General features: G+C 61.7%; 24 protein-coding genes. 20 read left to right on the top strand and 4 right to left on the bottom strand.

Going from position 1 to position 23,464, the window contains the following annotated elements; genetic code table 11:
- Position 1: 1 nt before the first annotated feature.
- A complete protein-coding gene (locus F8A88_RS12690; protein WP_151151546.1) occupies positions 2–217 on the bottom strand; it encodes a sulfurtransferase TusA family protein in 216 nt (71 codons plus the stop codon).
- Positions 218–296: 79 nt separating this feature from the next.
- Positions 297–1,379 (bottom strand): YedE family putative selenium transporter, encoded by a 1,083-nt coding sequence (gene yedE, locus F8A88_RS12685; RefSeq protein WP_151151545.1) that lies wholly within the window; start codon positions 1,377–1,379, stop codon positions 297–299.
- 398 nt (positions 1,380–1,777) lie between these two features.
- On the opposite strand from yedE, the gene F8A88_RS12680 reads away from it, so the two are divergent.
- Together F8A88_RS12680 and htpG are read left to right on the top strand one after the other, a co-directional pair.
- Positions 1,778–2,389 (top strand): MerR family transcriptional regulator, encoded by a 612-nt coding sequence (locus F8A88_RS12680; RefSeq protein ID WP_151151544.1) that lies wholly within the window; start codon positions 1,778–1,780, stop codon positions 2,387–2,389.
- A 116-nt stretch (positions 2,390–2,505) separates the two neighbouring features.
- Positions 2,506–4,404, top strand: coding sequence for a molecular chaperone HtpG (htpG, locus tag F8A88_RS12675; RefSeq protein WP_151151543.1), 1,899 nt, complete (start codon positions 2,506–2,508; stop codon positions 4,402–4,404).
- A gap of 430 nt (positions 4,405–4,834) precedes the next feature.
- Here the strand turns inward: htpG and F8A88_RS12670 are convergent, their stop codons facing one another.
- Complete coding sequence (locus F8A88_RS12670; protein ID WP_151151542.1) at positions 4,835–5,227, bottom strand: DUF2721 domain-containing protein; 393 nt, start codon at positions 5,225–5,227, stop codon at positions 4,835–4,837.
- A gap of 300 nt (positions 5,228–5,527) precedes the next feature.
- Between F8A88_RS12670 and F8A88_RS12665 the strand changes: the two genes are divergently transcribed.
- The 4 genes from F8A88_RS12665 (at position 5,528) to F8A88_RS12650 (ending at position 10,396) form a co-directional block, all read left to right on the top strand.
- Entirely contained in the window at positions 5,528–6,022 is a 495-nt protein-coding gene (locus F8A88_RS12665) for a rubrerythrin family protein (protein WP_151151541.1), read from the top strand.
- Between the two features lie 79 nt (positions 6,023–6,101).
- Entirely contained in the window at positions 6,102–7,613 is a 1,512-nt protein-coding gene (locus F8A88_RS12660) for a catalase (RefSeq protein WP_151151540.1), read from the top strand.
- Positions 7,614–7,840: 227 nt separating this feature from the next.
- Positions 7,841–8,560 (top strand): glycosyltransferase, encoded by a 720-nt coding sequence (locus F8A88_RS12655; protein ID WP_151151539.1) that lies wholly within the window; start codon positions 7,841–7,843, stop codon positions 8,558–8,560.
- Between the two features lie 291 nt (positions 8,561–8,851).
- Entirely contained in the window at positions 8,852–10,396 is a 1,545-nt protein-coding gene (locus F8A88_RS12650) for a YifB family Mg chelatase-like AAA ATPase (RefSeq protein ID WP_151151538.1), read from the top strand.
- Here the strand turns inward: F8A88_RS12650 and F8A88_RS12645 are convergent.
- Positions 10,393–10,731 (bottom strand): carboxymuconolactone decarboxylase family protein, encoded by a 339-nt coding sequence (locus F8A88_RS12645; RefSeq protein WP_161598415.1) that lies wholly within the window; start codon positions 10,729–10,731, stop codon positions 10,393–10,395. The two genes, F8A88_RS12650 and F8A88_RS12645, sit on opposite strands and share 4 nt — an antisense overlap.
- A gap of 168 nt (positions 10,732–10,899) precedes the next feature.
- Here F8A88_RS12645 and F8A88_RS15790 point away from each other — a divergent pair, with 168 nt between their 5' ends.
- The 14 genes from F8A88_RS15790 to F8A88_RS12575 all read left to right on the top strand — a co-directional run bounded on the left by F8A88_RS15790 (position 10,900) and on the right by F8A88_RS12575 (position 23,388).
- Entirely contained in the window at positions 10,900–11,331 is a 432-nt protein-coding gene (locus tag F8A88_RS15790) for a FecR family protein (protein ID WP_161598414.1), read from the top strand.
- Between the two features lie 42 nt (positions 11,332–11,373).
- Positions 11,374–11,964, top strand: coding sequence for an OmpA family protein (locus F8A88_RS12635; RefSeq protein WP_151151535.1), 591 nt, complete (start codon positions 11,374–11,376; stop codon positions 11,962–11,964).
- Positions 11,965–12,141: 177 nt separating this feature from the next.
- On the top strand, positions 12,142–12,591 hold the full coding sequence (locus tag F8A88_RS12630) for a flavodoxin (protein WP_151151534.1): 450 nt from the start codon (positions 12,142–12,144) through the stop codon (positions 12,589–12,591).
- A 165-nt stretch (positions 12,592–12,756) separates the two neighbouring features.
- A complete protein-coding gene (locus F8A88_RS12625) occupies positions 12,757–13,605 on the top strand; it encodes a zinc metalloprotease HtpX (RefSeq protein WP_151151533.1) in 849 nt (282 codons plus the stop codon).
- A gap of 2 nt (positions 13,606–13,607) precedes the next feature.
- Positions 13,608–14,942, top strand: coding sequence for a trypsin-like peptidase domain-containing protein (locus F8A88_RS12620; RefSeq protein WP_151151532.1), 1,335 nt, complete (start codon positions 13,608–13,610; stop codon positions 14,940–14,942).
- A 466-nt stretch (positions 14,943–15,408) separates the two neighbouring features.
- On the top strand, positions 15,409–16,536 hold the full coding sequence (locus F8A88_RS12615; RefSeq protein ID WP_151151531.1) for a glycosyltransferase family 4 protein: 1,128 nt from the start codon (positions 15,409–15,411) through the stop codon (positions 16,534–16,536).
- Complete coding sequence (locus tag F8A88_RS12610) at positions 16,533–17,195, top strand: sugar transferase (RefSeq protein WP_151151530.1); 663 nt, start codon at positions 16,533–16,535, stop codon at positions 17,193–17,195. The genes F8A88_RS12615 and F8A88_RS12610 overlap by 4 nt, the downstream gene beginning before the upstream one ends.
- On the top strand, positions 17,192–17,614 hold the full coding sequence (locus F8A88_RS12605; protein ID WP_151151529.1) for a universal stress protein: 423 nt from the start codon (positions 17,192–17,194) through the stop codon (positions 17,612–17,614). The genes F8A88_RS12610 and F8A88_RS12605 overlap by 4 nt, the downstream gene beginning before the upstream one ends.
- Positions 17,615–17,853: 239 nt before the next feature.
- Positions 17,854–18,423, top strand: coding sequence for a hypothetical protein (locus F8A88_RS12600; protein ID WP_151151528.1), 570 nt, complete (start codon positions 17,854–17,856; stop codon positions 18,421–18,423).
- Positions 18,420–18,914, top strand: a complete 495-nt coding sequence (locus F8A88_RS12595; protein ID WP_151151527.1) for a hypothetical protein — start codon at positions 18,420–18,422, stop codon at positions 18,912–18,914. Before F8A88_RS12600 ends, F8A88_RS12595 begins: the two co-directional genes overlap by 4 nt.
- 6 nt (positions 18,915–18,920) lie before the next feature.
- Positions 18,921–19,673: a hypothetical protein gene (locus tag F8A88_RS12590; RefSeq protein ID WP_151151526.1), complete on the top strand. Its 753-nt coding sequence runs from the start codon at positions 18,921–18,923 to the stop codon at positions 19,671–19,673.
- Positions 19,674–19,684: 11 nt separating this feature from the next.
- Positions 19,685–21,937, top strand: coding sequence for an STT3 domain-containing protein (locus F8A88_RS12585; RefSeq protein WP_151151525.1), 2,253 nt, complete (start codon positions 19,685–19,687; stop codon positions 21,935–21,937).
- Positions 21,938–21,951: 14 nt separating this feature from the next.
- Complete coding sequence (locus F8A88_RS12580) at positions 21,952–23,085, top strand: DegT/DnrJ/EryC1/StrS family aminotransferase (protein ID WP_151151524.1); 1,134 nt, start codon at positions 21,952–21,954, stop codon at positions 23,083–23,085.
- Between the two features lie 3 nt (positions 23,086–23,088).
- Entirely contained in the window at positions 23,089–23,388 is a 300-nt protein-coding gene (locus F8A88_RS12575; RefSeq protein WP_151151523.1) for a hypothetical protein, read from the top strand.
- The last annotated feature ends 76 nt before the right edge of the window (positions 23,389–23,464 follow it).

The raw sequence follows: 23,464 nt of genomic DNA, 5'->3' as shown, positions 1-23,464 counted from the left end.
GTCAGCCCTTGGTGATGACGATACGGTATTCGTTGTTTTCCTCGGTGTCCGATTCCACGGACCAGCCCTTGGATTGGGCCGCGCGGCACACGTTTTCACGCGATGCCTGCGTGTCCACGAGGATTTCGATGGACCCGGAAGGCTGGCCCGCAATGGCGGTCAGCGTGTCCAGAACCGGTTGGGGGCAGGAAAGGCCCCGTGCGTCAACTGTATTCATGCTCGACTCCTTGGTCATTAAGGTACTGTTCGCTGACGAATCTGCTCGGGCCGGTGACGACCCGGCAGCATACTGTTCGTCAGGCCTTTTTGCGCATGGTGAATCCGATGGCCAGGCAGGTGACCAGTCCGATCACAACCGCGGCCATGCCATGCGGGCCGATGCCCTTGGGAGAACTGGCCAGCCCGAAGTTGTGGGCAAAGGCCGCACCAACGACCATGCCCAGCACGAACACGGCGGCGTCGCCGTCGCCCTCGCCGGAAAGGAAGAGCTGGCGCCCGGGGCAGCCGCCGGCCAGCGCAAAGCACAGGCCCGCCAGCACCATGCCCATGAAGTTCCACAGTCCCTGCGTGTGGGCCACGGGCTGTCCTTCAAACCCCGTGTGGAACTGGCCGAGCACGAGGTTCATGACCGTGGCGGCCACCAGCAGGGCCAGCACGCCGCAAAGCAGGTGCGTCTGGCGGAAGAGGATCACGTCGCGGAATGCGCCCATGGTGCAAAAACGGCTGCGTTGGGCGATGATGCCCACCACAAGGCCCACGCCCAGCGCGATGAACAGGGGCGCGTGCATGGCACCGGGGCCCTTGAGGCTGTAAAAGAGCACACCGCTGGTCGGCTTGCCGGAAATCTGCGGGAACAGCAGCAGCAGCGCCAGCGCGCCGACCATGATCACGGGCATGAGCAGGCCCACGGTGGCCGGAGCCTTGTTGGCGCGGCCCAGCGTGTAGCCGGTGCGGAAGAAATAGGTGCCGATCCAGACACCGGCGATGAGGCCGATAATGCCGAAGATGGCGTTCAGGTCGCCGCCGGCCAGCCGCAGCAGGGCACGCCACGGGCAGCCCAGAAATACCAGCGCTCCGATCATGGCGAATACGCCCAGCACGAAACGCACGATGGGCGCAGACCCTGCCCGGGGGCGGAAGTCGCGGGCCGCAAAGGCCGCCACCAGCGAGCCGAGCACGAAACCGATGATTTCCGGTCGCATGTACTGGACAACGCCGGCCCGGTGCATGCCGATGGCCCCGGCAATGTCCCGCTCGAAGCAGGCCACGCAGATGCCCATGTTGCCGGGGTTGCCCATGTATTGCAGCAACGGGGCGAGTACGCCGATGATCAGTCCCACGATCACGATGCCCGATCTCGTGGCAAGAAAGTTTTTCATGAAGCCCTCTCCTTGGAAGATGTGGTGAGCCGATGCCGTGTTCCTCGCGTTTTACCGGGCAAATCGGCGATTATGCATCATAGAAAATGGAAGCTTTGGATACCAATCGTTATTATCGGTATATATCTATGTTATAAATAGACACAATCTATATCTGAATATGGAGTCGTATACGGGGAGGTTGTGGATCGCACACTGGTATTCGCTGGTCCCCAGTCTCTTTTGCAAAAAAGTCTAGAAAAAATCATGAATTATGAACCACAACGTATTCTGCGAACAACGGTGAACGGAAAAGTTCCGAAATTCAGAGGGATAAAATGTCGTAGCAGGGTTGCGTGGCGCACGGAAAGGTTGTACTACAATGAAAAACAACAACAGTCTGCGAACGAGGGGGTTTCATGACTGGCAAGAAGTTGCTTTCCGTGGCGGAGATCGCGCGCGAGTTGGAGTTGCCCGAGTCCACGGTGCATTACTGGAAGAACCGGTTTGCGCAGCACCTGCCCAGCGTGGGGCGCGGGCGGCAGAAGCGGTTCAGGCCCGAGGCCGTGGAAATTTTTTCCGTGATCTCCACCATGCTCAAGGAAGGGCATACGGCTCGGGATGTCATGGAGCATCTGAGCCAGTCCTATCCCTTGCAGGCGGACGCTGTTCCGGCCGTGGGCGATGCCCCGGCGTCCGGTTCGGGCGTGGCCGTGGCGGGCATGGACGGCGCCATGAAGATGGCCTCGGCCATCGGCCTTGAGATTGCCCGGTCCATCGGCGAAGGCGTGCGCAGCGTGTTGGCTCCGGGGGCCGCGGATTCTGCGGAATTGGATTCCATCCGCGAGGAAGTGCAACAGGCCGTAAGCCGTATTTCCGCAAGCACGGATGATGTGGACGCCCTGCGCAGCGAAAATGCCGAGCTCAAGGAAAAGCTGCGCATCATGGAGGCCGAGCTGGTACGCATCCGCAAGGACCGGCGCGAGATGGAAAAGTACCTTCTTGACAAGATCAAAACCGTAACTACCTAATATCGGTCGCGGTTCGCAGCCTGCGATTTCGCGGCAACCATTCCCCCATAGTTTGAACCGGGCCGGGCGGTCACGTGGCCGCCCGGTTCTCCGGCGTTTTGCAAGGAGGTTTATCCATGGGTAGAAAAACCACCCACAAGTTCAAGGCTGAAATCAGCCAGCTTCTCGATATTCTTGTTCATTCCCTGTACACCAACAAGGAAATCTTTCTGCGCGAGCTGGTTTCCAACGCGTCCGACGCATTGGAAAAATACCGGTTCCAGTCCAGCACTGCGGACAACGGGGCCGATGATTCCCTGCCGCTGGAAATCCGCATCGAGACCGACGAGGAAGCCGGAACCGTCACCGTAACCGATACGGGCGTGGGCATGACCCGCGAGGAAGTCATGGCCAACATCGGCACCATCGCCCATTCCGGCACGGCCCAGATCGCCAAGCTGGCCCAGGAAGGCAAGGAATCGCTGGATACGCTCATCGGCCGGTTCGGCGTGGGCTTCTATTCCGTATACATGGTGGCCGACGAAGTGACCGTGAAGACCCGCTCCATGCAGCCGGATTCCCCGGTCATCGTTTGGACCTCGGACGGCCGCACCGACTACAAGCTGCAGGAGCTGGACGAAGACCTGCCGCGCGGCACGTCCATCACCGTGCAGCTCAAGGACGACCTCAAGGGCCAATTCACCAACACGGCCCACATCAAACAGGTGCTGACCAAGCACTCCAACTTCGTGAACTTCCCCATCATGGTGGGCGACGAGCGGGTCAACACCGTGCCCGCCCTGTGGCGCGAGCCCAAGTTCCAGATCAAGCCCGAGCAGTACGCGGAGTTCTACAAGTTCCTGACCTTCGACAGCGAAGATCCCTTTGACACCATGCACATCTCCGTGGACGCGCCCGTGCAGTTCAACGCGCTCATGTTCATCCCGCCCAAGAGCACGGATTTTCTCACGGGCATGAACCGCGACAACTGGGGCCTGGACCTCTACGTGCGCCGGGTGCTCATCCAGCACCAGAACAAGGACCTGCTGCCCGAATACCTGAGCTTTGTGCGCGGGGTCGTGGACACCGAGGACCTGCCCCTGAACATCTCGCGCGAGACGCTGCAGGACAACGTGCTCATGCGCAAGATCAGCTCCACCCTGACCAAGCAGGTGCTTTCGCATCTGGAAAAGATGGCCGCGGACAACGCGGACCGCTATGCCGAGTTCTGGAAGGAGCACGGCTCCATCTTCAAGGCCGGGTACATGGATTTCATCCACAAGGACCGCTACGCCAAGCTGGTGCGTTTCAACTCCTCGGAGCAGGAAGACGCGGACGGCCTGACCTCGCTGGCCGACTACGTGAGCCGAGCCCGCGAAGGCCAGAAAGAGATATACTACGCCTACGGGGCGTCGCGCGAGGCGCTGGCCCTGAACCCGCATCTGGAAATGTTCCGGCGCAAGGGCATCGAGGTGCTCTACCTCTATGAACCCATCGACGAATTTGCCATGGACACCATCCGCGAGTTCGAGGAATTCAAGCTGGTGGCCGCCGAGCACGCGGACCCGGCCGCGCTGGACGCCTTTGAGAGCAAGGCCGACGAGCCGGACGTTCCCGAACTGAACGAGGAACAGTCCTCCACGTTGGACAAGCTCATGGCCCGCATCAAGGAAGTGCTGGGCGATTCGGTTTCCGAGGTCAAGGTCTCGGCCCGTCTGTCCGACTCCCCGGTCTGCCTCTCCAACCCGGACGGCCACGTCACCAGTTCCATGGACAAGATCATGCGCGCGGTGAGCAAGGACACCTCCATTCCGGTCAAGGTGCTGGAGATCAATCCGGACCACGCCCTTGTGCGCAACATGATCGACATCTACGCCAAGAACAACGACGATCCGTTCGTGGAGCAGGCCGCGCGCCAGCTCTATGAATCCGCGCTGCTGCTGGAAGGCTACCTGACTGACCCGCACGCGCTGGTGGGACGCATCCAGTCCCTGCTGACCCAGTCGTCCGGCTGGTACGTCAAGGCCGAGGACTAGGCCTCATACCAATCATCCGAACCCCGCGCACCGGAAATGGTGCGCGGGGTTTTTTTTTGAAGAAGAGACGGTTGATGCCGCCTTCGGCGGTATTGGACGATGGGATTTCGCCTCTGGCGGGCAAGGGACACATCCCTTCAGGCTGTCGATAAAGGCCCGATTGCAGCGTTGATGCAAAAAGAGCAAATCCTCGCGTACATGAAGTACGCTTCGGCCTTACTCTTTTCTTTCGCCTTGCACTCAAACCTTTTTTAACAGCCTGTCAGATTGGGGGGTAACAAAAGACAGAATTTTCACCTGTTTTTTAATGTGGTCAGCCCCGCCAAAGACCAGCGGCCCGGTCAGCATCGCTGACCGGGCCGCTCGCCAAAAAATTTTGGAGATTCCAAAGAACCTTTTTCAAAAGGTTCTTTGGCCGCCGGAGGCTCTCTTATCTTTTTTCCAGATCCGCGAGCAGGATTTCCAGCGCGTTCACGGAGATTCTGATTTCCAGAAACGATATCCACAATGATGCCAGCAGCAGAGCCAGGCTGATGCCGAACAGGATTTCTCCGGCCAGCTGCCAGTTTTCGAACAGGCAAACCATGGACAGCACGCAGGTGAACATGGACATGACGCCCAGTCCCTGCATATTGCGGATCATGAAGATCCGCTTGCGCAGGTTGTCGATCTGCTTGCGCACGGACTCGTCGCTGGTCTGGCGAAAATGGTCGTGCAGCGCACGGATGCGGCTGCCCAGCGAAAGAAAGCGGTTGGTAAAGGCCAGCATAAATAAGGATATGGCCGGAAACAACAGGGCTGGCGTGGTCACGGTTATGGTCATGAATCTGCTCCTTTGCTGGTGCGCGTTGCATGATGATGGTGAGCCAGCACGCCCGGGCTGTCAAGAGTCGCGGTCCCAAGTCGCTGCAATCGTGGGAAAAGGACTGCGTGGCGTATTCTTGATGTTTATTCGTGTGCATTTTGTCCGCATATTGGTATATTGATCCTGATTTTTCCGTTGACAGAGTTGCCCCCTTTTTCTAAATAGGAATGGTTACTACTTAGTTGCATCCAATAAATATTCGATCCGGATATCCGGGTCATTCATGAAACGGAAAATCAATTCAGGGAGTTGTGAATCATGAGCAAGACGCAGGAAAATCTGAAAAACGCATTTGCCGGAGAGTCGCAGGCCAACCGCAAGTATCTCGCTTTTGCCGCGCAGGCGGACAAGGAAGGCCTGACCCAGGTGGCCAAGCTGTTCCGTGCCGTGGCCGAGGCCGAGACCATCCACGCCCACGCGCACCTGCGCCTGATGAAGGGCATCGGCACCACCGAGGAAAACCTGCGCGCCGCCAACGAGGGCGAAGTGTATGAATACGAAAGCATGTACCCGGCCATGATCAAGGATGCCGAGGAAGAGGGCAACCGCGCCGCGGCCCGGTATTTCGACTTTGCCAATCAGGTGGAGGAACTGCATTCGGGCCTGTACACCGAGGCGCTCAACGACCCCGCCGGGCTTGAGGGCGTGGACTACTACGTGTGCTCGGTGTGCGGCAACACGGTCAAGGGCCAACCTTCGGAAAAATGTTCGGTGTGCAACGTTGCGCCGGACAAGTTCTTCAAGAGCGAATAAACAGCCGCCAATGAACGGGGGGAGCGACGGGCTCCCTCCGCTCCGGTCGGCTGCAACTTCGGCAACAGGGAGATCAGTCATGGCTGGGAAAAAAAAGACACTGACCACGTCGTTCGGCTCCCCTGTGGGCAACGACCTCAACAGCATGACCGCAGGCCCGCGCGGCCCGGTGCTCATGCAGGATGTTCATCTCATTGAAAAACTGGCGCATTTCGACCGGGAGCGCATCCCCGAGCGCGTTGTGCACGCCAAGGGGGCCGGGGCCTACGGCTATTTCGAAGTCACCGCGGACCTGACCCCGTACACCAAGGCCGCGTTCCTTTCCGAAAAGGGCAAACGCACCGAGGTCTTTGCACGTTTTTCCACGGTGGGCGGGGAAAAGGGCTCTGCCGATGCCGAGCGTGACCCGCGCGGTTTTGCGGTCAAGTTCTACACCGAGGAAGGCAATTACGATTTCGTGGGCAACAACACGCCCGTGTTCTTCATCCGCGACCCCCTCAAATTTCCGGACTTCATCCATACCCAGAAGCGGCATCCGGCTACCAATCTCAAGGATGCGGACATGTTCTGGGATTTTCTGTCCCTGACTCCGGAATCCGTGCATCAGGTCACGGTGCTGTTTTCGGATCGCGGCACCCCGGCCACTTACCGCCACATGAACGGCTACTCCAGCCATACCTATAAATGGTATAATGCGGCGGGCGACTATTTCTGGGTGCAATACCACTTCAAGACCGACCAGGGCATCCGCAACCTGACCCGGCAGGAAGCGGGCGAACTGTGCGGCTCGGACCCGGATCACGCCACGCGCGACCTGCATGAAGCCATCGAGCGCGGGGAGCATCCTTCGTGGACCCTTGAAATGCAGATTCTGACCCCGGAACAGGCGCAGGATTTCGGCTGGGACATTTTCGACATCACCAAGGTCTGGCCGCACGCCGAGGTCCCGCCCATGACCGTGGGCAAGCTGGTGCTGAACCGCAATCCGGAAAACTATTTTGCCGAGGTGGAGCAGGCCGCGTTCTGCCCCAGCATGCTGGTGCCGGGAATCGCGCCATCGCCGGACAAGATGCTGCAGGCGCGCCTGCTTTCGTATCGCGATACGCATATTCATCGCCTCGGTCCCAATTACCATCTTATTCCGGTCAACGCGCCCAAAAACGCCCCGGCCGCCAACTATCAGCGGGACGGGGCCATGCGCACGGACGCCAACGGCGGCGGCGCGCCCAACTACTGGCCCAACAGTATGGGCGGTCCGGTGCCGGACGGGGTTTCCGACGAGCCGCACATCCCGTTGGAAGGCATGGGCGGGCGTCATGAGTTCAATCATGACAACGATGACTTCGTGCAGCCGGGCAACCTGTTCCGCACGGTCATGAACGACCGGGACAGGGAGCATCTGGTGGGCAACATCGTGGCCCATCTGGGCGGTGCGCAAAAGCGGCTGCAACGCCGTCAGGCCGCCCTGTTCTACAAGGCCGACCCGGACTACGGGGCACGCGTGGCCGAAGGGCTGGGACTGGAGGTGGATGAAATCCGCGCCCTGGCCGACATGACGCAGGAAGAGCGTGTTCAGGCCACGGCCGACTGACCTTCGGCGTTTGCCATGAGTGTGTATCCACAAGGGCCGACCGGGCGACCGGTCCGGCCCTTGTTTTGCGAACCTTGCCAAGGCAACCGGGTGCAACGCGGTGCATTCTTTACAAAAGAGCATGGGCTGAATACAGGTATGCGAGGGATCAGGATCATCAATGCCCGTTGCGCGCCGTGTTGCGCTGGCGGTGTTCATGGGCAACAAACGGGTTCGCAGAGGGGATCATGGAGTATCATCATTTCATCATCACGCGTTTCAATGTGAACATCTATCCCACGGAGTTTGCCAGCCGCCTGGAAAACGCGTGGCTCTCGCTGCGGCTCGACCTGTTCCAGCGGTTCTGCTTTCCCACGGTGCAGGCCCAACTCAATCAGGATTTCACATGGCTGGTGCTGTTTGACGAACAGACCCCGCCGCATATCCGGCGCATCATCGACACCTATGCCCGCTACCCCAATTTCGAGCCGGTCTACTGCGGAGCCTTTGACACGGTCATGCCCACGGCCGTGAGCCGCATGCAGGAGATCGCCCCGGATGCGGAGTGGTTCCTGACCACGCGGCTGGACAATGACGACGCCCTGTCCACGCGCTTCGTGCATTGCCTGCACGAGGTGGCCAACTCGCTGGACGAGGCCGCGCTCCAGCCCTCGGACACGCTGTACGTCAATTTTCCCAACGGGTTGCAGTGGTTTGACGGCGATTTCTACGACTTCGAGGACGCCACCAACGCGTTCGTGAGCCTCATGGAGCGCAGGCACGATCCGCATACTGTCTTCTGGGTGGACCATCCCTCCATTCATGAGGTCGCCCCGGTCATACAGGCCAAAACGCTCCCGCTGTGGCTGCAGGTGGTGCATGATACCAACATGTATAACCATCTGCGCGGCTCCAAGCGCGAGCCCGGAGACATCGTGTCCTCGTTCCCCTGCAATTTCGGCGCATAGCCGCCGAGGCCGTGGGCGCGCCCCCGGACCGTCAAACGGGCGAACGGCATCCGCCCGCGGCACAGTCATTCCGGTTTGAAGATCATCGCGTATTCAGGATGGCCTGTGTGCCTGCCGTGCCCATCGTGAAGGTGGGCATGACCCGGCAAAGAAGAATCGCAAGCGTTCGCATTGCTGGCCCAGATAGGCCGTCTTTTTCGTGGCGGGAAAGCGGAGGGTTTGCAGTGGCCTCTATATATGTGTACGTTTTCGATACTCGTTGTCCGTACAAGCAACTCATCTGGAAGTTACATGATCGCTACTGTCTCCTGCGCCGCCCTCATGGGCATCGATGCCTTCAAAGTCGAGCTCGAAGTTGATTTCTCCCGCTCGGGCCTGCCCGCCTTCACCATGGTGGGGCTGGCCGAGGGCGCGGTGCGCGAATCCAAGGAACGCGTCTATTCCGCGCTCAAGAACAGCGGCTACAAGCTGCCGCCCGCGCGCATCACCGTGAATCTTGCCCCTGCCAACATGCGCAAGGAGGGCAGTTCCTATGACCTGCCGCTGGCCGTGGGTCTTTTGGCCGCGTCCGGGGTGTTGCCAGCCGAGGCCGTGCACGGCTGGTTCATGGCGGGCGAGCTTTCGCTCACCGGGGAATGCAAGGCCGTCAACGGGGTCCTGCCGCTGGCCATGGCCGCGCACAAGGGGCAGGCGCGCGGGCTGATCGTGCCTGCTGCCAATGCGGGAGAGGCCGCCGTGGTGCGCGATTTGCCCGTATACGGCGTGGAGAGTCTGGCGCAGGTCGTGGCCCTGCTGCTGGGCGAAGAGGACATGGCCCCGGCCGACGTGGACATCGACACCCTGTGGGCCGAGCGCCGCAATTTCCTCATGGATTTTTCCGAGGTCAAGGGACAGGAGCATGCCAAGCGGGCCATCGAGATCGCGGCCGCGGGCGGGCACAACCTCTTGTTCATCGGGCCTCCGGGCAGTGGCAAGACCATGCTGGCCCAGCGAATTCCCACGGTGCTCCCGCCCCTTGATTTTTCCGAGGCCCTCGAGGTCACCAAGATTTATTCCGTGGCCGGGCAGCTGGACCGCACGCGCGCGCTCATGGTCACCCGACCGTTCCGCTCCCCGCACCACACCATTTCCGATGTGGGACTCATCGGCGGCGGCCGCACGCCCCTGCCGGGCGAGGTCTCGCTGGCGCACCGGGGCGTGCTCTTTCTGGACGAAATGCCCGAATTCAAGAAGGGCGCGCTGGAAGTATTGCGTCAGCCCATCGAGGACGGCGAGGTGTCCATTTCCCGTTCGCTGGTGTCTCTGAGCTATCCCGCGGATTTCATGCTGGTGGCGGCCATGAACCCGTGCCCCTGCGGCTACCTGACCGACGACACCCACGTGTGCACCTGCTCGCCGCTGGCCGTGCAGCGCTATCGGGGCAAGCTTTCCGGCCCGCTGCTGGACCGCATCGACCTGCATGTGGACGTGCCCGCCGTGCCCTATGAGGACTTGAAGCAGACCGGCAGCTCCGTGGATTCCGCAGGCATGCGCGAGCGTATTCTCGCGGCCCGCGCCATCCAGCGGGAGCGGTTTGCGGACCTGCCCCTGCACACCAACTCCGAACTGACCGGCTCCAGCCTTGAGGAGCATTGCGCCTGCGGCGCGGACGAGCACGCCTTTCTGGAACAGGCCGTGCGCACGCTCGGGCTTTCCGCGCGCGCCTATACGCGCATTTTGCGCATCGCCCGCACCGTGGCCGACCTTGAGGCTGCGCCCGCCATCACCGTGGACCATCTGGCCGAGGCCATTAACTACCGCACCATGGACCGCACCGCGGACGGCACCTCGCCCTAGATTTTACCCAGCTCCGCCAGATATTCCATGACCACGGTAACCTCGGAGGCCGCCATGGTGCCGCCCAGCGAAACCGCCACCCCGCAGGCTTCCATGATTTCCTCGGGGGTCGCGCCCTGCTCCAGCGCATGGTCGGTCTGAAAGATCATGCACCCTTCGCATTTGCTGGCCACGGCCACGGCAATGGCCATGAGCCGCTTGGTCTTGGCGTCCAGATGTCCCGGCGCATAGGCGGCCCGGGACTCGCCGTCGTAGGCTTCGGCCATTTCGGGCAGGTGTCTCTTGAATTTCTGCCAATGGTGGACGAGGGTGTCCCTGTTTTCCGTTCGTTTCATGCCGGTCTCCTTTTTCCGTTGCATATGGCAGGGCCGCACCAAACGGTCAATGCCGCGGCAGGTTTTGCCCCGGACAATCCCGGTTTGATTTTTTTGCGGCACGCGGTGTATGGTTGCGGCATCAAAAACCGCCAATCCGATCCGGATTGGCGCATCAGGGGGGATGGCATGCGTCTGGCACTGGTTTTGGCATTTTTGGTTCTTGTTCTGGCCCTGCCCTGTGCAGCCCTTGATTTTGCCGGTTCGGTCAGGACCGTGGACGGAGACTGCCGCATCCTGCGCGGCGCGGAGTCTCTGGCTGCCGAGACCGGGCTGCACGTGCTGCAGGGAGACGTGCTGGAAACCGGGGACGGGTCCATGGGTGTGACCTTTCGCGACGACACCATGCTTTCCATGGGGCCGGGATCGCGCATTGCCGTGGACTCCTTTGTTTTTGATCCAGCGGAAAAGGCCACGGACTTTCTGGTGAACATGACCCGCGGCACGGCCCAGTTCATTACCGGCCAGATGGCCAAGGTTTCTCCGGAATCCATGAAGGTGCGGACCCCGCTTTCCACCATCGGCATTCGCGGCACGCGCTTTCTGGTCAAGGTTCCCTAGCGGGCGTTTTCATTTTCCAAAAGAGATTCAGGGGGGATACGCATGAAACGACTGCTGTTGCTGCTGGCGCTGGTTCTTGTTTTGGCTGGGTGCGGCAAGGAATCCTTTGTACTTTTGCCTGATCTGGACGGCAATGTCGGGGCCATTTCGGTCAGGCCGGAGCAGGGCGAGCCCGTTGTGGTCAACACGGCCTATACCGCCGTTGCCGTGAGCTCCAAGTCCGAGGCGGGCGAACCTGAGGCTGTTTCAGAACAGCGGGTGCAGCGCATGTTCGCTCAGGCGCTCAAGGCCGCGCCCCAGCGCCCGGCACGGTTCATCCTGTATTTTTTCCACGATTCCACGCGGCTCAAGCCGGATTCCGCAAAGCTCCTGCCTGAAGTGGTGCAGACATGGAAGGACCGCGCCTCCACGGACGTGAGCGTCATCGGCCATACCGACTCCATGGGCGACGCCACCTACAACTTCGGGCTTTCCCTGCGCCGGGCCAAACGCATCGGCAGGCAGCTGGTCAAGCGCGGCCTGCCAGCGGACATCGTGCAGATCATCTCCCACGGCGAGGAGAATCCGCTCGTACCCACGGCCGACGGGGTCAGCGAACCGAAAAACCGGCGCGTGGAAGTCATCGTGCGCTAGTACCTGTTTGCGAAGATTCATGCCATCGCGCCTTGTGCACGGGCTTTTTCCGTGTGCGCCGCTCCATGATTATTACAGCCTGTCGTGCTCCTCTTATGTTGACTTTGAAATTCAATTTCAATAATACACACATGCGCCCGGCGCATGGCAACAGGTTACAACAATGAGGATGCCAACATGTCCAAAGTCTTAATCGTGTATGGTTCCACCACAGGCAATACGGAAACCACGGCCGAATACATTGCGGGCGTCTTTTCCGAGCGCGGGTTCGATGTGACCCTCAAGAGCGCGGAAGACGTGTCCGCGCCGGAACTCGGCAACGGCGACAACGTGCTGACTCTGCTCGGCAGCTCCACCTGGGGCGACGACGAGATCGAACTGCAGGACGACTTCATCCCCCTGTACGAGGATATGGATAACGCCAACCTCAAGGACAGGAAGGTCTCCGTGTTCGGATGCGGCGATTCCAGCTACACCTACTTTTGCGGTGCGGTGGACGCCATTGAGGAAAAGGCCGAAAAACTGGGGGCCACCATCGTGGGCGACTCCCTCAAGATCGACGGTGACCCGGATCGCGATGAGATTTGCGACTGGGCCGGAAAAGTGGCTGACGCGGTTCAGGCCTAGCCTTTCCTTGCAATCCCTGAAAACAGAACCGGCCCGTGATGTTGCGCACGGGCCGGTTTTCTTTTTTTCGATCAGATGCGCTTCTTCTGGATTTTGCCCGCCACGCTTGACGAAGCCCGTACAGGACCTATTTAGTAGTTCGTGCTTTTACGGAGGTAGCAAGAAATGACGAGCAATATAAAAACCGTTCTTCTGTTGGGTCTGCTCACGGGCCTGCTCATGTTCCTCGGCGGCATGTTCGGCGGCCGCGTCGGGCTGTTCATCGCCTTCATGGTCGCCATTGTCATGAACCTCGGCAGCTATTGGTATTCCGACAAGGTCGTGCTTTCCATGTACAAGGCGCGCGATCTTTCGCGCGGAGACGCCCCGGCCATCCACGCCATGGTGGAGGAGCTGGCCGCCAACGCGGGCATTCCCAAGCCGCGCATCGTGCTGGTGCCCCAGGACCAGCCCAACGCCTTTGCCACGGGACGCAACCCGGAAAATGCGGTGGTGGCCGTGACCCGCGGCATCGTGCGCATGCTCAACCCGGACGAACTCAGGGGCGTGCTGGCCCACGAGATCGGGCATATCGCCAACCGCGACATACTGGTGCAGACCGTGGCCGCGGTGCTGGGCGGCGCCATTGTCATGCTGGCCAACATCCTGCAGTTCACCGCCATTTTCGGCATCGGTTCGGACGACGAGGACGGCGGCAATCCATTGGCCGCGCTGGCCATGGCTTTTCTGGCCCCGGTGGCCGCCACCCTGATCCAGATGGCCATCTCCCGGTCCCGGGAGTTTCTGGCAGACGAGACCGGCGCGAAAATCTCCAGGGAACCCCTGTCCCTTGCCTCGGCTCTGGCAAAGATGGATACGGCCTCCCGACAACTCCCGCTTGAAGGCTCTCCAGCCACGGAAAACATGTTTATCGTCTCCCCGTTCAGCGGGCGGCGCATGGGCAACCTGTTCAGCACGCATCCGCCCATTCAGGAGCGCATCCAGCGCCTGCAACGCATGGCCCGGAGGCCCTAGTCATGGTACGTTTTCTTGCTGTTCTCTTGTTGTTTGTGACCGCGTTTCCGGTTTGCGCGAACGCCTATGTCGATGAATTGCGCCGCACCCCGGTGGTCAAGGCCGTGCAGTCGGTCAGCCCTTCCGTGGTCAGCATCACCGCCGTGCGCATTCGTCAGCGCGGGTCCATGTTCGGGGACGATCCCATTGCCCGTTTTCTGGAACAGCGGCTGTTCGGCGGCAATCAGGGCCGAACCCGCAAGTCCGGCAGTCTCGGCTCCGGGGTCATCATCAACGGCAAGGCCGGGCTGGTGCTGACCAACGCCCATGTCATTTCCGGCGCGTCCGAGATTTCCGTGCGGCTTACGGACGGGCGCGAACTGCCCGCGGAAATGATCGGTTCGGACCCGGACTTTGATCTGGCCGTGCTGCGGGTCAAGAACGATGCGCCCCTGCCCGCCGTGAAGATGGGTGATTCGGACGGCATCCTCATCGGCGAGACTGTCATAGCCATCGGCAATCCCTACGGGTTCGACCACACCGTGACCACCGGCGTGGTCTCGGCGCTCAACCGCACCATCAACACGGACCGGGGCCGGTCCGGCAACTTCATCCAGACCGACGCGGCCATCAACCCGGGCAACTCGGGCGGGCCGCTGCTGAACATCCGGGGCGAACTCATCGGCATCAATACCGCCATCCACGCCAAGGGCGAAGGCATCGGGTTCGCCATCCCCATCAACAAGGCCCGGTCCGTGGTTACGGAACTCATCAGCTCCGGGCATGTGGCTCCGGTGTGGCTCGGGCTTTCCGGACAGAACATTGATCAGGGTGCGGCCCTGTATTTCGGGCTGACCAGCCTGCACGGCATGATCGTCACCGAAGTTTTCGAAAAAACCCCGGCCCGGGCGGCCGGCATCCAGCCCGGCGACGTACTCCTGACCGTGAACAATACGGCCGTGCGCGACAAGGACGACTATCTGGTGCGCCTGCGCAGCCAGACCCGTTCCGAAGAACTCACCCTCGGGCTTGTGCGCGGCGGCAAAAACATGCAGGTGCGCGTGCGGCCGGCGGCCATGACCCGCAATGCGGCGGCCAGCCTCATGGCCCGGCGCTGGGGGTTCCGGCTCAAGGACAATCCCCGGGGCCAGGGCGCGATGGTTTCCTCCGTGGAACCCAATACCGCGGCCCAGCGCATTCACCTGCGGCCCGGCGACATCATTCATCAGATCGGCAACCTGCGGCTTCGCAGTGCCGGGGACACGCTGTCCGCATTCCTGCGCAACCGCCTGGCCAACACCATCCTGTTGCGCGTGCAGCGTGATCGGCAGTTGCATTGGGTGCGCATGAGCCTTTGAGGCAAAGGCGGATAAAGGGCCGATAGCGGCGTTGCTGCAAAAAAGGGCAGAGCCTCGCGTATGCGAAATACGCGTCGACCCTGCCTTTTTTTTGCGTCTGGCTCTCCGCCCTTTCTCCACTTTTGCCTTTGGCGGAATGTGTGCAGAGGCTGTTTTGCGTTTGGGTGTGCGGAGAAAGGGCCGATAGCAGCGTTGCTGCAAACAAGGGCAGAGCCTCGCGTATGCGAAATACGCGTCGCCCCTGCCTTTTTTTTGCGTCTGGCTCTCTGCCCTTTCTCCACCTTTGCCTTTGGCGGAATGAGTGCAGAGGGGCCTGTTTGGGGGGAGGCGTACGGACCGCGTTCCGGACAATACCCGGAGGCAATAAAGGATTTGCCCGCCGGGCCGGGCTCCTGCTACCATTGTCGCGAACCGTCCGTCCCATGCCGCCATCTTGCGCCCGGACCGGCAAGCCAATCGCCAGCGCATGCACATAACCCTGTTCGGAAGTTTTACCCCGTCGCTCATCAAGTTTCGCGGCCCGCTCATGGCCGAGATGGTGCGGCGCGGCCACACGGTTTGCGCGCTGGGTCCGCCCACCGTGCCGGACATGGGCGCGCAGATCCGCGCGTTCGGGGCCGAATATGTGCCCATGCCCATGCAGCGGCGAGGCCTGAACCCCATTGCGGACGTGCGCCTGATCCTGCGGCTGGCGCGAACCCTGCGCTCCCTGAACACGGACATCTTTCTGGGCTACACCATCAAGCCTGTGGTTTACGGCATGCTGGCAGCGCGTTTGGCCGGGGTGCCCCGCTCCTTTGCCATGATCACCGGGCTGGGTTACGCCTTCACCGAAACCAGCGGCCTGCGGCGGCGCATGATCTTCAGCACGGCCAAGGGGCTGTACGCGGCCGGGTTGCGACTGGCGAACGGCGTGATCTTCCAGAACCCGGACGACCGCACGCTGTTTGCGCGCATGGGCGTGCTGCCCGAGGCCAAGCCGTGGCTGATCACGGGCGGTTCGGGCGTGGACCTTGAGCACTACGGATTTTCCCCGGTGCAGCAGGAAAGCGACGCCCCGGTATTTTTGTGCCTTTCCCGGCTGATCCGCGCCAAGGGCGTGGGCGAATTTGCCGAGGCGGCCCGCCGCATCCGCTCCCGCCATCCCAACGCGGTCTTCCGGGTGGCCGGTCCCATGGAAGAGGGCGAGGACGGCATCACCCCGGACGAGCTGGCCGCATGGAAGCGGGACTGCGGGCTGGAAACCCTCGGCCCGGTGGAGGACGTGCGCCCGCTCATCGCCAACGCCTCGGTCTATGTGCTGCCCTCCTATTACCGCGAGGGAACGCCGCGTTCCATTCTGGAGGCCATGAGCATGGGCCGGGCCGTGATCACCACGGACGCGCCCGGCTGCCGCGAAACCGTGGAGGACGGGGTCAACGGATTTCTGGTGCCCGTACACGGCGTGGACAGGCTGGAACAGGCCATGGAGCGCTTCATCACCGAGCCGGACCTGGCCCGGACCATGGGTGAACAGAGCCGCCGCCTTGCCGAGGAGCGTTTCGACGTGAAAAACGTGAACCGCGCCATTCTCGATTTCATGGGGGTGGCATGACCGCTCCGGTTGGCCCGTCATCCCGATCCCGTTCATTCGCCGCATCCCTGTGGAGCCGTTTTTTCAAGCGTGCCGTGGATATTGTGGTCAGCGCCCTGCTGCTTTGTCTGCTCTGGCCGCTCATGCTGCTGGTGGCCGCGCTGGTGGCCCTGTCTCTTGGCCGTCCGGTGCTGTTTCGCCAGCAGCGTCCGGGCCTGCGCGGCAGGCCCTTCACCATTGTCAAATTCCGCTCCATGCGAACCGGCAGCGGATCCGACGGTCAGCGCCTGACCCGGTTTGGCAAAATGCTGCGCTCCACCTCGCTGGACGAGCTGCCCGAATTGTGGAATGTATTGAAGGGTGAGATGTCCCTTGTGGGACCGCGCCCCCTGCTCATGGAATACCTTGACCGCTATTCCCCGGAGCAGGCCCGGCGTCACGAGGTGCGCCCGGGAATAACCGGATGGGCGCAGGTCAATGGCCGCAATACCGTGGGCTGGCCCGAGCGGCTGGCCATGGACACCTGGTACGTGGACAATCTCGGTCCCGTGCTGGACGCGAAGATCATGCTCACCACCCTGAAGCGCATTGTCATGCGTCAGGGGATCGCCCAACCCGGGCAGGTTAGCTGTGAACCGTTTTCGGGAACCGAATGCAAAGAAAAACGGGAGGATGTATGAACGTTAAAACAATCATTCTGCCGGTGGACGGGTCCGGGCATTCCGACAAGGCCGCCGAACACGCGGTCGAGTATGCGCTGGCCGCAGGGGCCGAAGTGGTGCTGCTGCATTGCCGCCGCGCCGTGCCGCCTGAACTGGGCGAGCCCAACGTGCAGTGGGTTCTGGATCAGTATGCCGCCTCGGCGCAGGAGGTGGTCAAACCCTATGAAGCATTGCTCGGGGAAAAGGGCGTTGCCGTGCGCACGGAGATCGTGGGCGGCAGGCCCGGGCAGGTCATCGCGGACGTGGCCAGGGCTGAAAACGCGGACCTGATCATCATGGGTTCCAAGGGCAAGTCCGATCTTGAAGGGTTGATTCTCGGCAGCGTGACCCATGCGGTGCTGCATACCGCGCCCTGCCCGGTGCTCGTGGTCAAATAGTCGTCCGATCCGTGGCACGACCGTTTTAAGGGCGTGCGTGCTGATTCGGCGGCAGGTGCGGGCCGTGGCCCTGTGCCGGAATGCGTCCTGCGCACTGACGTCGCGGCCGGTCAACCCCGCAGTTCCTTTTTTTCAAAATATTGTGGCCATATTGCGCCCGTGCCCGTCTTGCCGCTGCAACGGCTTTGGTTTACATTGCGCGCAACGTGCCCACGGCACCAACACCGGAATAAAGGCCCATGGCTCAGAATACGAACGACACCCCTCCCCGCAAGCGCGCCGTCAGGATCAGGCCTCGCGGTGTGCGCATCCGCAAGGAGCCGCCACGCTATGATGCCGTGGCCGCCTCGTCACGGTTCGTTTCCTCCATGTTCTGGATTCTGGTCCTCGGGCTGCTGTTTAACATCGGGCAGGCCGTGCGCTGGTACAACCATAGCGCACAGCTGGCCAAAATCGAGCGGGAACTCTACGGCCAGTATCACTCCGTGCTGGGCGAGGATGTGGGGGCCGCGCCGTTCGGCCGCCTGCAGTTCGAGCACGACAAGCTGGCAGCAGTGCGTCCCACCGGGCTGGACCCGCTGGCCGTGACCGCCGCCCTGAGCGCGCACGCGGACGCCATGGTGCGCGTGGACGCCGTGAAACTCGGGCGCAAGGTCGGCCAGATACGGGGCCTGTACATGCCGGACCCGGCCGCATTCGATGAATTCATCAAACGTCTTGAACGCGACGACACCTATTTTTTTGAATTGCAGGACCACAGCGACGTTTTCGGCGGCATAGGCTTTCAACTGCGGGTGGAGCGCAAATGAGCAAAACAACGCGCAACTGGTTCTGGCTCAAATGGCCGGAGCACAAGCAGAAGCGGTTCATGGGCATGACGCGCTGGCTTGCCGTGGTGTTGATGCTGTGCGTTTTCGGTCCTCAGTATTTCATGACCGTGGCCACGCAAAAGGAGATTGTGCGCAAGCGGGAGCTGTATGCCCGCGTTGTGCCTGTGGTGCAGAACATCAAGCGTCTGCGGGCCCGGCAGATCATGAATGCGGAAACCCTGCGTTCGGCCGTGCTCAAGATAGCCGAAGGCGCGGGCATCGGCTGGGACCAGCTGTCCCTGCAGGAGGAGCCCTTTGAATACGGCGAACCCGGCGTCCTTGTGGAGTTGCAGGACGTGACGCTTGTGCAGTTGACCGCGTTTCTGGAAACCTGCCGCGAGCAGGCAGACCTGCGATTTTTGTCCTTTGATATGGAGCGGGACGCCGAACAGTCCGTGCTCGCTGACGTAAAAACCCTTCTGGTCCGGTAGCCGAGCATGACAATCAGCGATACCACCACGGGCAAAAAAACGTTTTTCGTGCGGTTTCTGACCGTGTTTCTGGGCTTTGCCCTTGGCGTGGCCCTGTTCATGCCGTGGGAAAAGCTGTGCGTGCGGCTGGTGGAGTATGTTGACGCCAGGCTGGTCAATACCCGGTTTACGTGGACGGATCTGCGACGCGCCGGGCCTTCCGGTTTTCGCGTGGACGATCTTGTGGTGGGTTTTGCCAATGCGCCGGGCTCCATGTTTTTCGAGCACGCGGACCTGCGCTTCGGTTTTTCGCCACTGGCCCGGGTGCGTCTGAACACGGGCGGCTCCGAATGCTATGTGAGCGTGGACACCAAGGGACGCCTCAAGGTGGAGGGGCAGGTGAACCTGACCTTTCTGTTCGGGCGCAGTGAACTGGGCGGCGTGGTCCACGTCAAGGGGCGGCTCATTCCCACCAGCGACGGCAGGCTGCTCGGTTCTGGCTGGTTCGACCTGCGCGCCCCACGGCTGGTGCTGCCGGACGGAACCGTGTGCACCGATGTTTCCGCCACCGCGGAAATGAACGAGCATCAATGGAACATCAAGAATTTTTCCGTGAAACAACCCGTGGACTATCAGGGCAAGGGAGTCATGCAGCTGGACCCCGACAGTGTGCCGCGCAGCGTGGTACGGCTTGACGGCGAACTGATCGTGGGCGGGCGGCCCCATGCCTACGATGTGGAAGGCACCCTGCACGACCTGCTTGCAGGGCCGCGTCAATAGGGGCGGAAAAAATGATCTTCACGCGACTGCGGCAGCATCTGGCCCTGGCCTTTGACACGTCTGCGCTGTGCGCGCCCGGACGGTTCCGCGCGGATGCGCGCTGGCTGGTCACGGTTTCCTGCCTGTGCTACCTGATCACACTTGCCCTGCGCCTGAGCCTGTGGACCGCATGGGACAACGCGGCCTGCCGCGTGGGCGACGAATTCATCATGGCTACCCATGATTCCTACTTGTGGCTGGCCCACTCCCGCGTGGCCGTGTTCGGCGACGGCAGGCCTCTGGCCCTGTTCACCCGCTGGCTGCACGAGTGGTTCGGGGTGGGCCTGGGCGACATCGGCTTCTGGATGCCCGCGTTTCTCTCCAGCCTTGTTTCGGTTGCCTGCCTGCTTTGGGGCTGGCTGCTGGGCGGGCGCAACAGCGGCCTGTTTGCCGGGCTGGCCGGGGCGCTCATGCCCGGTTTCTATGCGCGTTCCCGCCTCGGCTATTACGACACGGACCTGTTTACCCTGCTCATGCCCCTGCTCACGGCCTTTTTATTGGCCTGCTGGGTGCGGGCCAACGCCCGGCAGACGTGGCTGCGGTCCGATACGTCAGAAGAGGCCGAGGCCGCGCCGAACCTGTGGGCGGTTCTTGGCCTCGGGTTGTTCACGCGCATGGCCGGTTGGTGGCATCTGGACATCGCCCATTTCAACGTGCTGCTGTTTCTGGCCGCCCTCGGCCTTGCCCTGCTGCTGGCCTGTCCGGGACGGCGCAGCCAGGTGTTGCTTCAGGCTGCCATCATCATTCTGGCGGCGTTTCCCGGGCTTGCACCCCTGCATTGCAGCACCCTGATCACGGATTTCCATTTTCCGGCATGGACCATCGGCCTGTGCAGCGTGCTGCTGGCCGCGGCCCTGTGCGCGGCCATGCGATTCAAGGGCGGCCGTCTGTTGCGCCGGGTCCCGTGGTGGGCGCATGTGGCTCTTTTCGCCGTGGTGCTGGTGCTCAGCGGCATCGCAGACCAGGCCGTGACCGCGCCCCTGAACAAGCTCCTGCTGTATTTCCGTCCTGCCGCCACGCAGGGCGCAACCACCCATGCGGACGCGCCCGTGTTTCCGGGCGTGGTGCAAAGCATCATCGAGGCCCGCAACATCCCGCTTGCGGACGTGTTCTACCGTGTGGCCGGTTTTTCATGGGCGGGCTACGCCGCGCTTGCGGCCTGTTTTTTCACGTTGCTGGCACGCCCCCTGTCCCTGCTTCTGCTGCCCATGGTGGTGCTGTCCCTGCTCAGCCTGAAGATCGGGGTACGTTTTTCCATGTTCGGGGGCGCACCGCTCATGATATTTATGGGCGTGGGCCTTGGCGCGCTGGTCCGTTTGTTTTTGCGGCCCGGTCCGTACCGCAGGCGTTTGGGCGCGCTGGTTTGCGTTGGCGCGGCCCTGACGCTGGTCGTGCCCCTGTATGCGCAATACGCCTCGTTCCGGGCCACGCCCGTGCTTTCCCCGCCCCATGCGCAGGCCCTGCAATGGCTGGGCAGAACAGTCCCCCGGGACGCCGTGGTCTGGACATGGTGGGATTGGGGCTACGCCACCCAGTATTACAGCGGCCGGGCGACGCCCATTGACGGCGGCCGCCATTCCGGGCGGGACCTGTTCCCCTCGGCCATGGTCATGGCCACGGATTCGCCGGCCAAGGCCAACCGCCTGATACGGCTTTGCGCCGGGTTCCCGCATCAGGACCCCTCCCTCCTGTGGCATGGGCGCACCGGCGCGGAGGTGCAGTCCATGCTGGAGGCACTGGGCCGGGAAGCGCCGCATCTCAAGCCGGTTCCCCCGCAGTATCTGGTGGTTTCCTACAAGGATCTGCGTATTGCCAGCTGGATACTGTATTACGGCAACTGGAACGTGCGCACCGGCAGTTCCACGACACCGGAGATGTATCGCTACAGTCCCGGTTCCATAGCCTTTTCCCTTTCGGACGGCATTGTGGAAAACCGGCACGGCGATCAGGGAAGGGTGCGCACCGCGGATGTGCTGGGCGTTGACGGCGTTGTGCACAGGGAGTACGCCGAACAGGTGACAGACGGTACGCTGCTGGCAGGCGCGCCGCACATGATCATCAACAAACTGACCCGGGAAAGCCTGTTTTTCGACCGCAGAAGCCGCGAGTCGCTCATGGTTCGCCTGTTCACGGAAAATCCCCCGGGCAACGACGTATCGAAATATTTTCGCCTTGTTGCGGACGGACTGCCGTTCGTGCGCATATACGAGGTGGTGCAACAGTAAGTGAGGATATACATATGGGAATACCGTTCATTGATCTCAAGGCGCAGTATCGGCGCATACAGGATGAAGTAAAAAGCGGCATCGATGCGGTGCTGGAGCACGGAGCCTACATCATGGGTCCGGAAATCCGGGATATCGAATCCACGCTCGCCGAATTCTGTTCGGTCAAGCATGCCGTGGGCTGCGCCTCGGGCACCGATGCCCTGACCATGGCGCTGCTTTCGCTGGGCGTTGGCCCGGGCGACGCCGTGTTCACCACGCCGTTCACCTTCATGGCCACTGCGGAAACCGTGGCTCTGCTTGGCGCAACCCCGGTGTTCGTGGATATTGACCCCGTGACCTACAATATTGATCCTGCGGACCTCAGGCGCAAGATTTCCATGGTCCACGATGAGCAGAAGCTCACGCCCAGAGGCGTCATCGCCGTGGACATCTTCGGCGTTCCCGCGGACTACGACCGCATCGAACCCATGGCCAAGAACAACGGCCTGTTCCTGATCGTGGACGCGGCCCAGTCGTTCGGGGCCACCTACAAGGGACGCCCCGTGTGTTCCTTCGGCGATGTGGCCTGTACCTCGTTTTTCCCGGCCAAGCCGTTGGGCTGCTACGGGGACGGGGGCATGGTCTTCACGGACGACGACACCCTGAACGAACTGTTGCTTTCCGTGCGCGTGCATGGTCAGGGCAAGGACAAGTACGACAACGAGCGTCTCGGCATCACCGGGCGGCTCGACTCCATGCAGGCCGCCGTGCTCAAGGCCAAGTTCACCATATTCCCGGAAGAGATCGAACTGCGCAACAAGGTTGCGGACCGCTATGCGCGGGAACTGGCCGCGGTGCCGGATCTTGTGGCCCCCAGCGTGCCCGATGATTGCGTGGGCGTCTGGGCGCAGTATTGCGTCATGGCGCGCGACTCCAGGCACCGGGCCGAACTGCAGGCCAAGCTGCAGGCCGAGGGCATTCCCTCGCCCATCTACTACCCGATTCCCCTGCATCTGCAGACCGCCTATGCCTCGCTGGGCTATCAGAAGGGCGACCTGCCCGTGAGCGAGAACGTGGCCGAGCGCATTTTTGCCTTGCCCATGTATCCGTACCTCTCGAACGAGCATCAGGATCTGGTGGTTTCCACACTGGCCAAAGAGGACTGATTCATGACCGGACGCACAGGCACGGGATTCGGGCGGCTGTTTCTGCTGGGGCTGGCTCTGGCGTATGCGGCCACGGGCTTTGTGGACAAGCCCGCGCCCATTCATTTCCGCACGGATACGTCCGCGCCCAGCCAGAGCATTGCCCGTGAAAGCGATGCCCAGGCCGTGCTGCGCATGAACGTGTTCAAGCTGGGCGATCCCCTGTCCATGCAACTGCTTTCGCCAGATGCCGCACCCGAACTCGCGGACGACAACTGGAACTTCAAGGGCGAAGTGCAGCCCTTTACGGAGCAGGAAAAGTAGCACCCGGCTTTGTCCGGACCGCGCTGAAGACGAAGGCCCCTGCCGGAATTTCCGGCAGGGGCCTTTTTTGTCGAGT

The organism is Pseudodesulfovibrio senegalensis (assembly GCF_008830225.1).
Lineage (GTDB): Bacteria > Desulfobacterota > Desulfovibrionia > Desulfovibrionales > Desulfovibrionaceae > Pseudodesulfovibrio > Pseudodesulfovibrio senegalensis.
Note: the sequence above shows the minus strand (reverse complement) of the source record. Positions and strands in the feature narration are given on the sequence as shown.

Excerpts from the sequence above, each read along its gene's own strand:
- F8A88_RS12600 (WP_151151528.1), top strand. The coding sequence starts at position 17,854 with ATGGCTCAGAATACGAACGACACCCCTCCCCGCAAGCGCGCCGTCAGG.
- htpG (WP_151151543.1), top strand. The coding sequence starts at position 2,506 with ATGGGTAGAAAAACCACCCACAAGTTCAAGGCTGAAATCAGCCAGCTT.
- F8A88_RS12680 (WP_151151544.1), top strand. The coding sequence starts at position 1,778 with ATGACTGGCAAGAAGTTGCTTTCCGTGGCGGAGATCGCGCGCGAGTTG.
- F8A88_RS12635 (WP_151151535.1), top strand. The coding sequence starts at position 11,374 with ATGAAACGACTGCTGTTGCTGCTGGCGCTGGTTCTTGTTTTGGCTGGG.
- F8A88_RS12645 (WP_161598415.1), bottom strand. The coding sequence starts at position 10,731 with ATGAAACGAACGGAAAACAGGGACACCCTCGTCCACCATTGGCAGAAA.
- F8A88_RS12610 (WP_151151530.1), top strand. The coding sequence starts at position 16,533 with ATGACCGCTCCGGTTGGCCCGTCATCCCGATCCCGTTCATTCGCCGCA.
- F8A88_RS12670 (WP_151151542.1), bottom strand. The coding sequence starts at position 5,227 with ATGACCATAACCGTGACCACGCCAGCCCTGTTGTTTCCGGCCATATCC.
- F8A88_RS12595 (WP_151151527.1), top strand. The coding sequence starts at position 18,420 with ATGAGCAAAACAACGCGCAACTGGTTCTGGCTCAAATGGCCGGAGCAC.
- F8A88_RS12660 (WP_151151540.1), top strand. The coding sequence starts at position 6,102 with ATGGCTGGGAAAAAAAAGACACTGACCACGTCGTTCGGCTCCCCTGTG.
- F8A88_RS12625 (WP_151151533.1), top strand. The coding sequence starts at position 12,757 with ATGACGAGCAATATAAAAACCGTTCTTCTGTTGGGTCTGCTCACGGGC.
- F8A88_RS12665 (WP_151151541.1), top strand. The coding sequence starts at position 5,528 with ATGAGCAAGACGCAGGAAAATCTGAAAAACGCATTTGCCGGAGAGTCG.
- F8A88_RS12590 (WP_151151526.1), top strand. The coding sequence starts at position 18,921 with ATGACAATCAGCGATACCACCACGGGCAAAAAAACGTTTTTCGTGCGG.
- F8A88_RS12620 (WP_151151532.1), top strand. The coding sequence starts at position 13,608 with ATGGTACGTTTTCTTGCTGTTCTCTTGTTGTTTGTGACCGCGTTTCCG.
- F8A88_RS12630 (WP_151151534.1), top strand. The coding sequence starts at position 12,142 with ATGTCCAAAGTCTTAATCGTGTATGGTTCCACCACAGGCAATACGGAA.
- F8A88_RS12655 (WP_151151539.1), top strand. The coding sequence starts at position 7,841 with ATGGAGTATCATCATTTCATCATCACGCGTTTCAATGTGAACATCTAT.
- F8A88_RS12585 (WP_151151525.1), top strand. The coding sequence starts at position 19,685 with ATGATCTTCACGCGACTGCGGCAGCATCTGGCCCTGGCCTTTGACACG.
- F8A88_RS12575 (WP_151151523.1), top strand. The coding sequence starts at position 23,089 with ATGACCGGACGCACAGGCACGGGATTCGGGCGGCTGTTTCTGCTGGGG.
- F8A88_RS12650 (WP_151151538.1), top strand. The coding sequence starts at position 8,852 with ATGATCGCTACTGTCTCCTGCGCCGCCCTCATGGGCATCGATGCCTTC.
- F8A88_RS12690 (WP_151151546.1), bottom strand. The coding sequence starts at position 217 with ATGAATACAGTTGACGCACGGGGCCTTTCCTGCCCCCAACCGGTTCTG.
- F8A88_RS12615 (WP_151151531.1), top strand. The coding sequence starts at position 15,409 with ATGCACATAACCCTGTTCGGAAGTTTTACCCCGTCGCTCATCAAGTTT.
- F8A88_RS12605 (WP_151151529.1), top strand. The coding sequence starts at position 17,192 with ATGAACGTTAAAACAATCATTCTGCCGGTGGACGGGTCCGGGCATTCC.
- F8A88_RS15790 (WP_161598414.1), top strand. The coding sequence starts at position 10,900 with ATGCGTCTGGCACTGGTTTTGGCATTTTTGGTTCTTGTTCTGGCCCTG.
- yedE (WP_151151545.1), bottom strand. The coding sequence starts at position 1,379 with ATGAAAAACTTTCTTGCCACGAGATCGGGCATCGTGATCGTGGGACTG.
- F8A88_RS12580 (WP_151151524.1), top strand. The coding sequence starts at position 21,952 with ATGGGAATACCGTTCATTGATCTCAAGGCGCAGTATCGGCGCATACAG.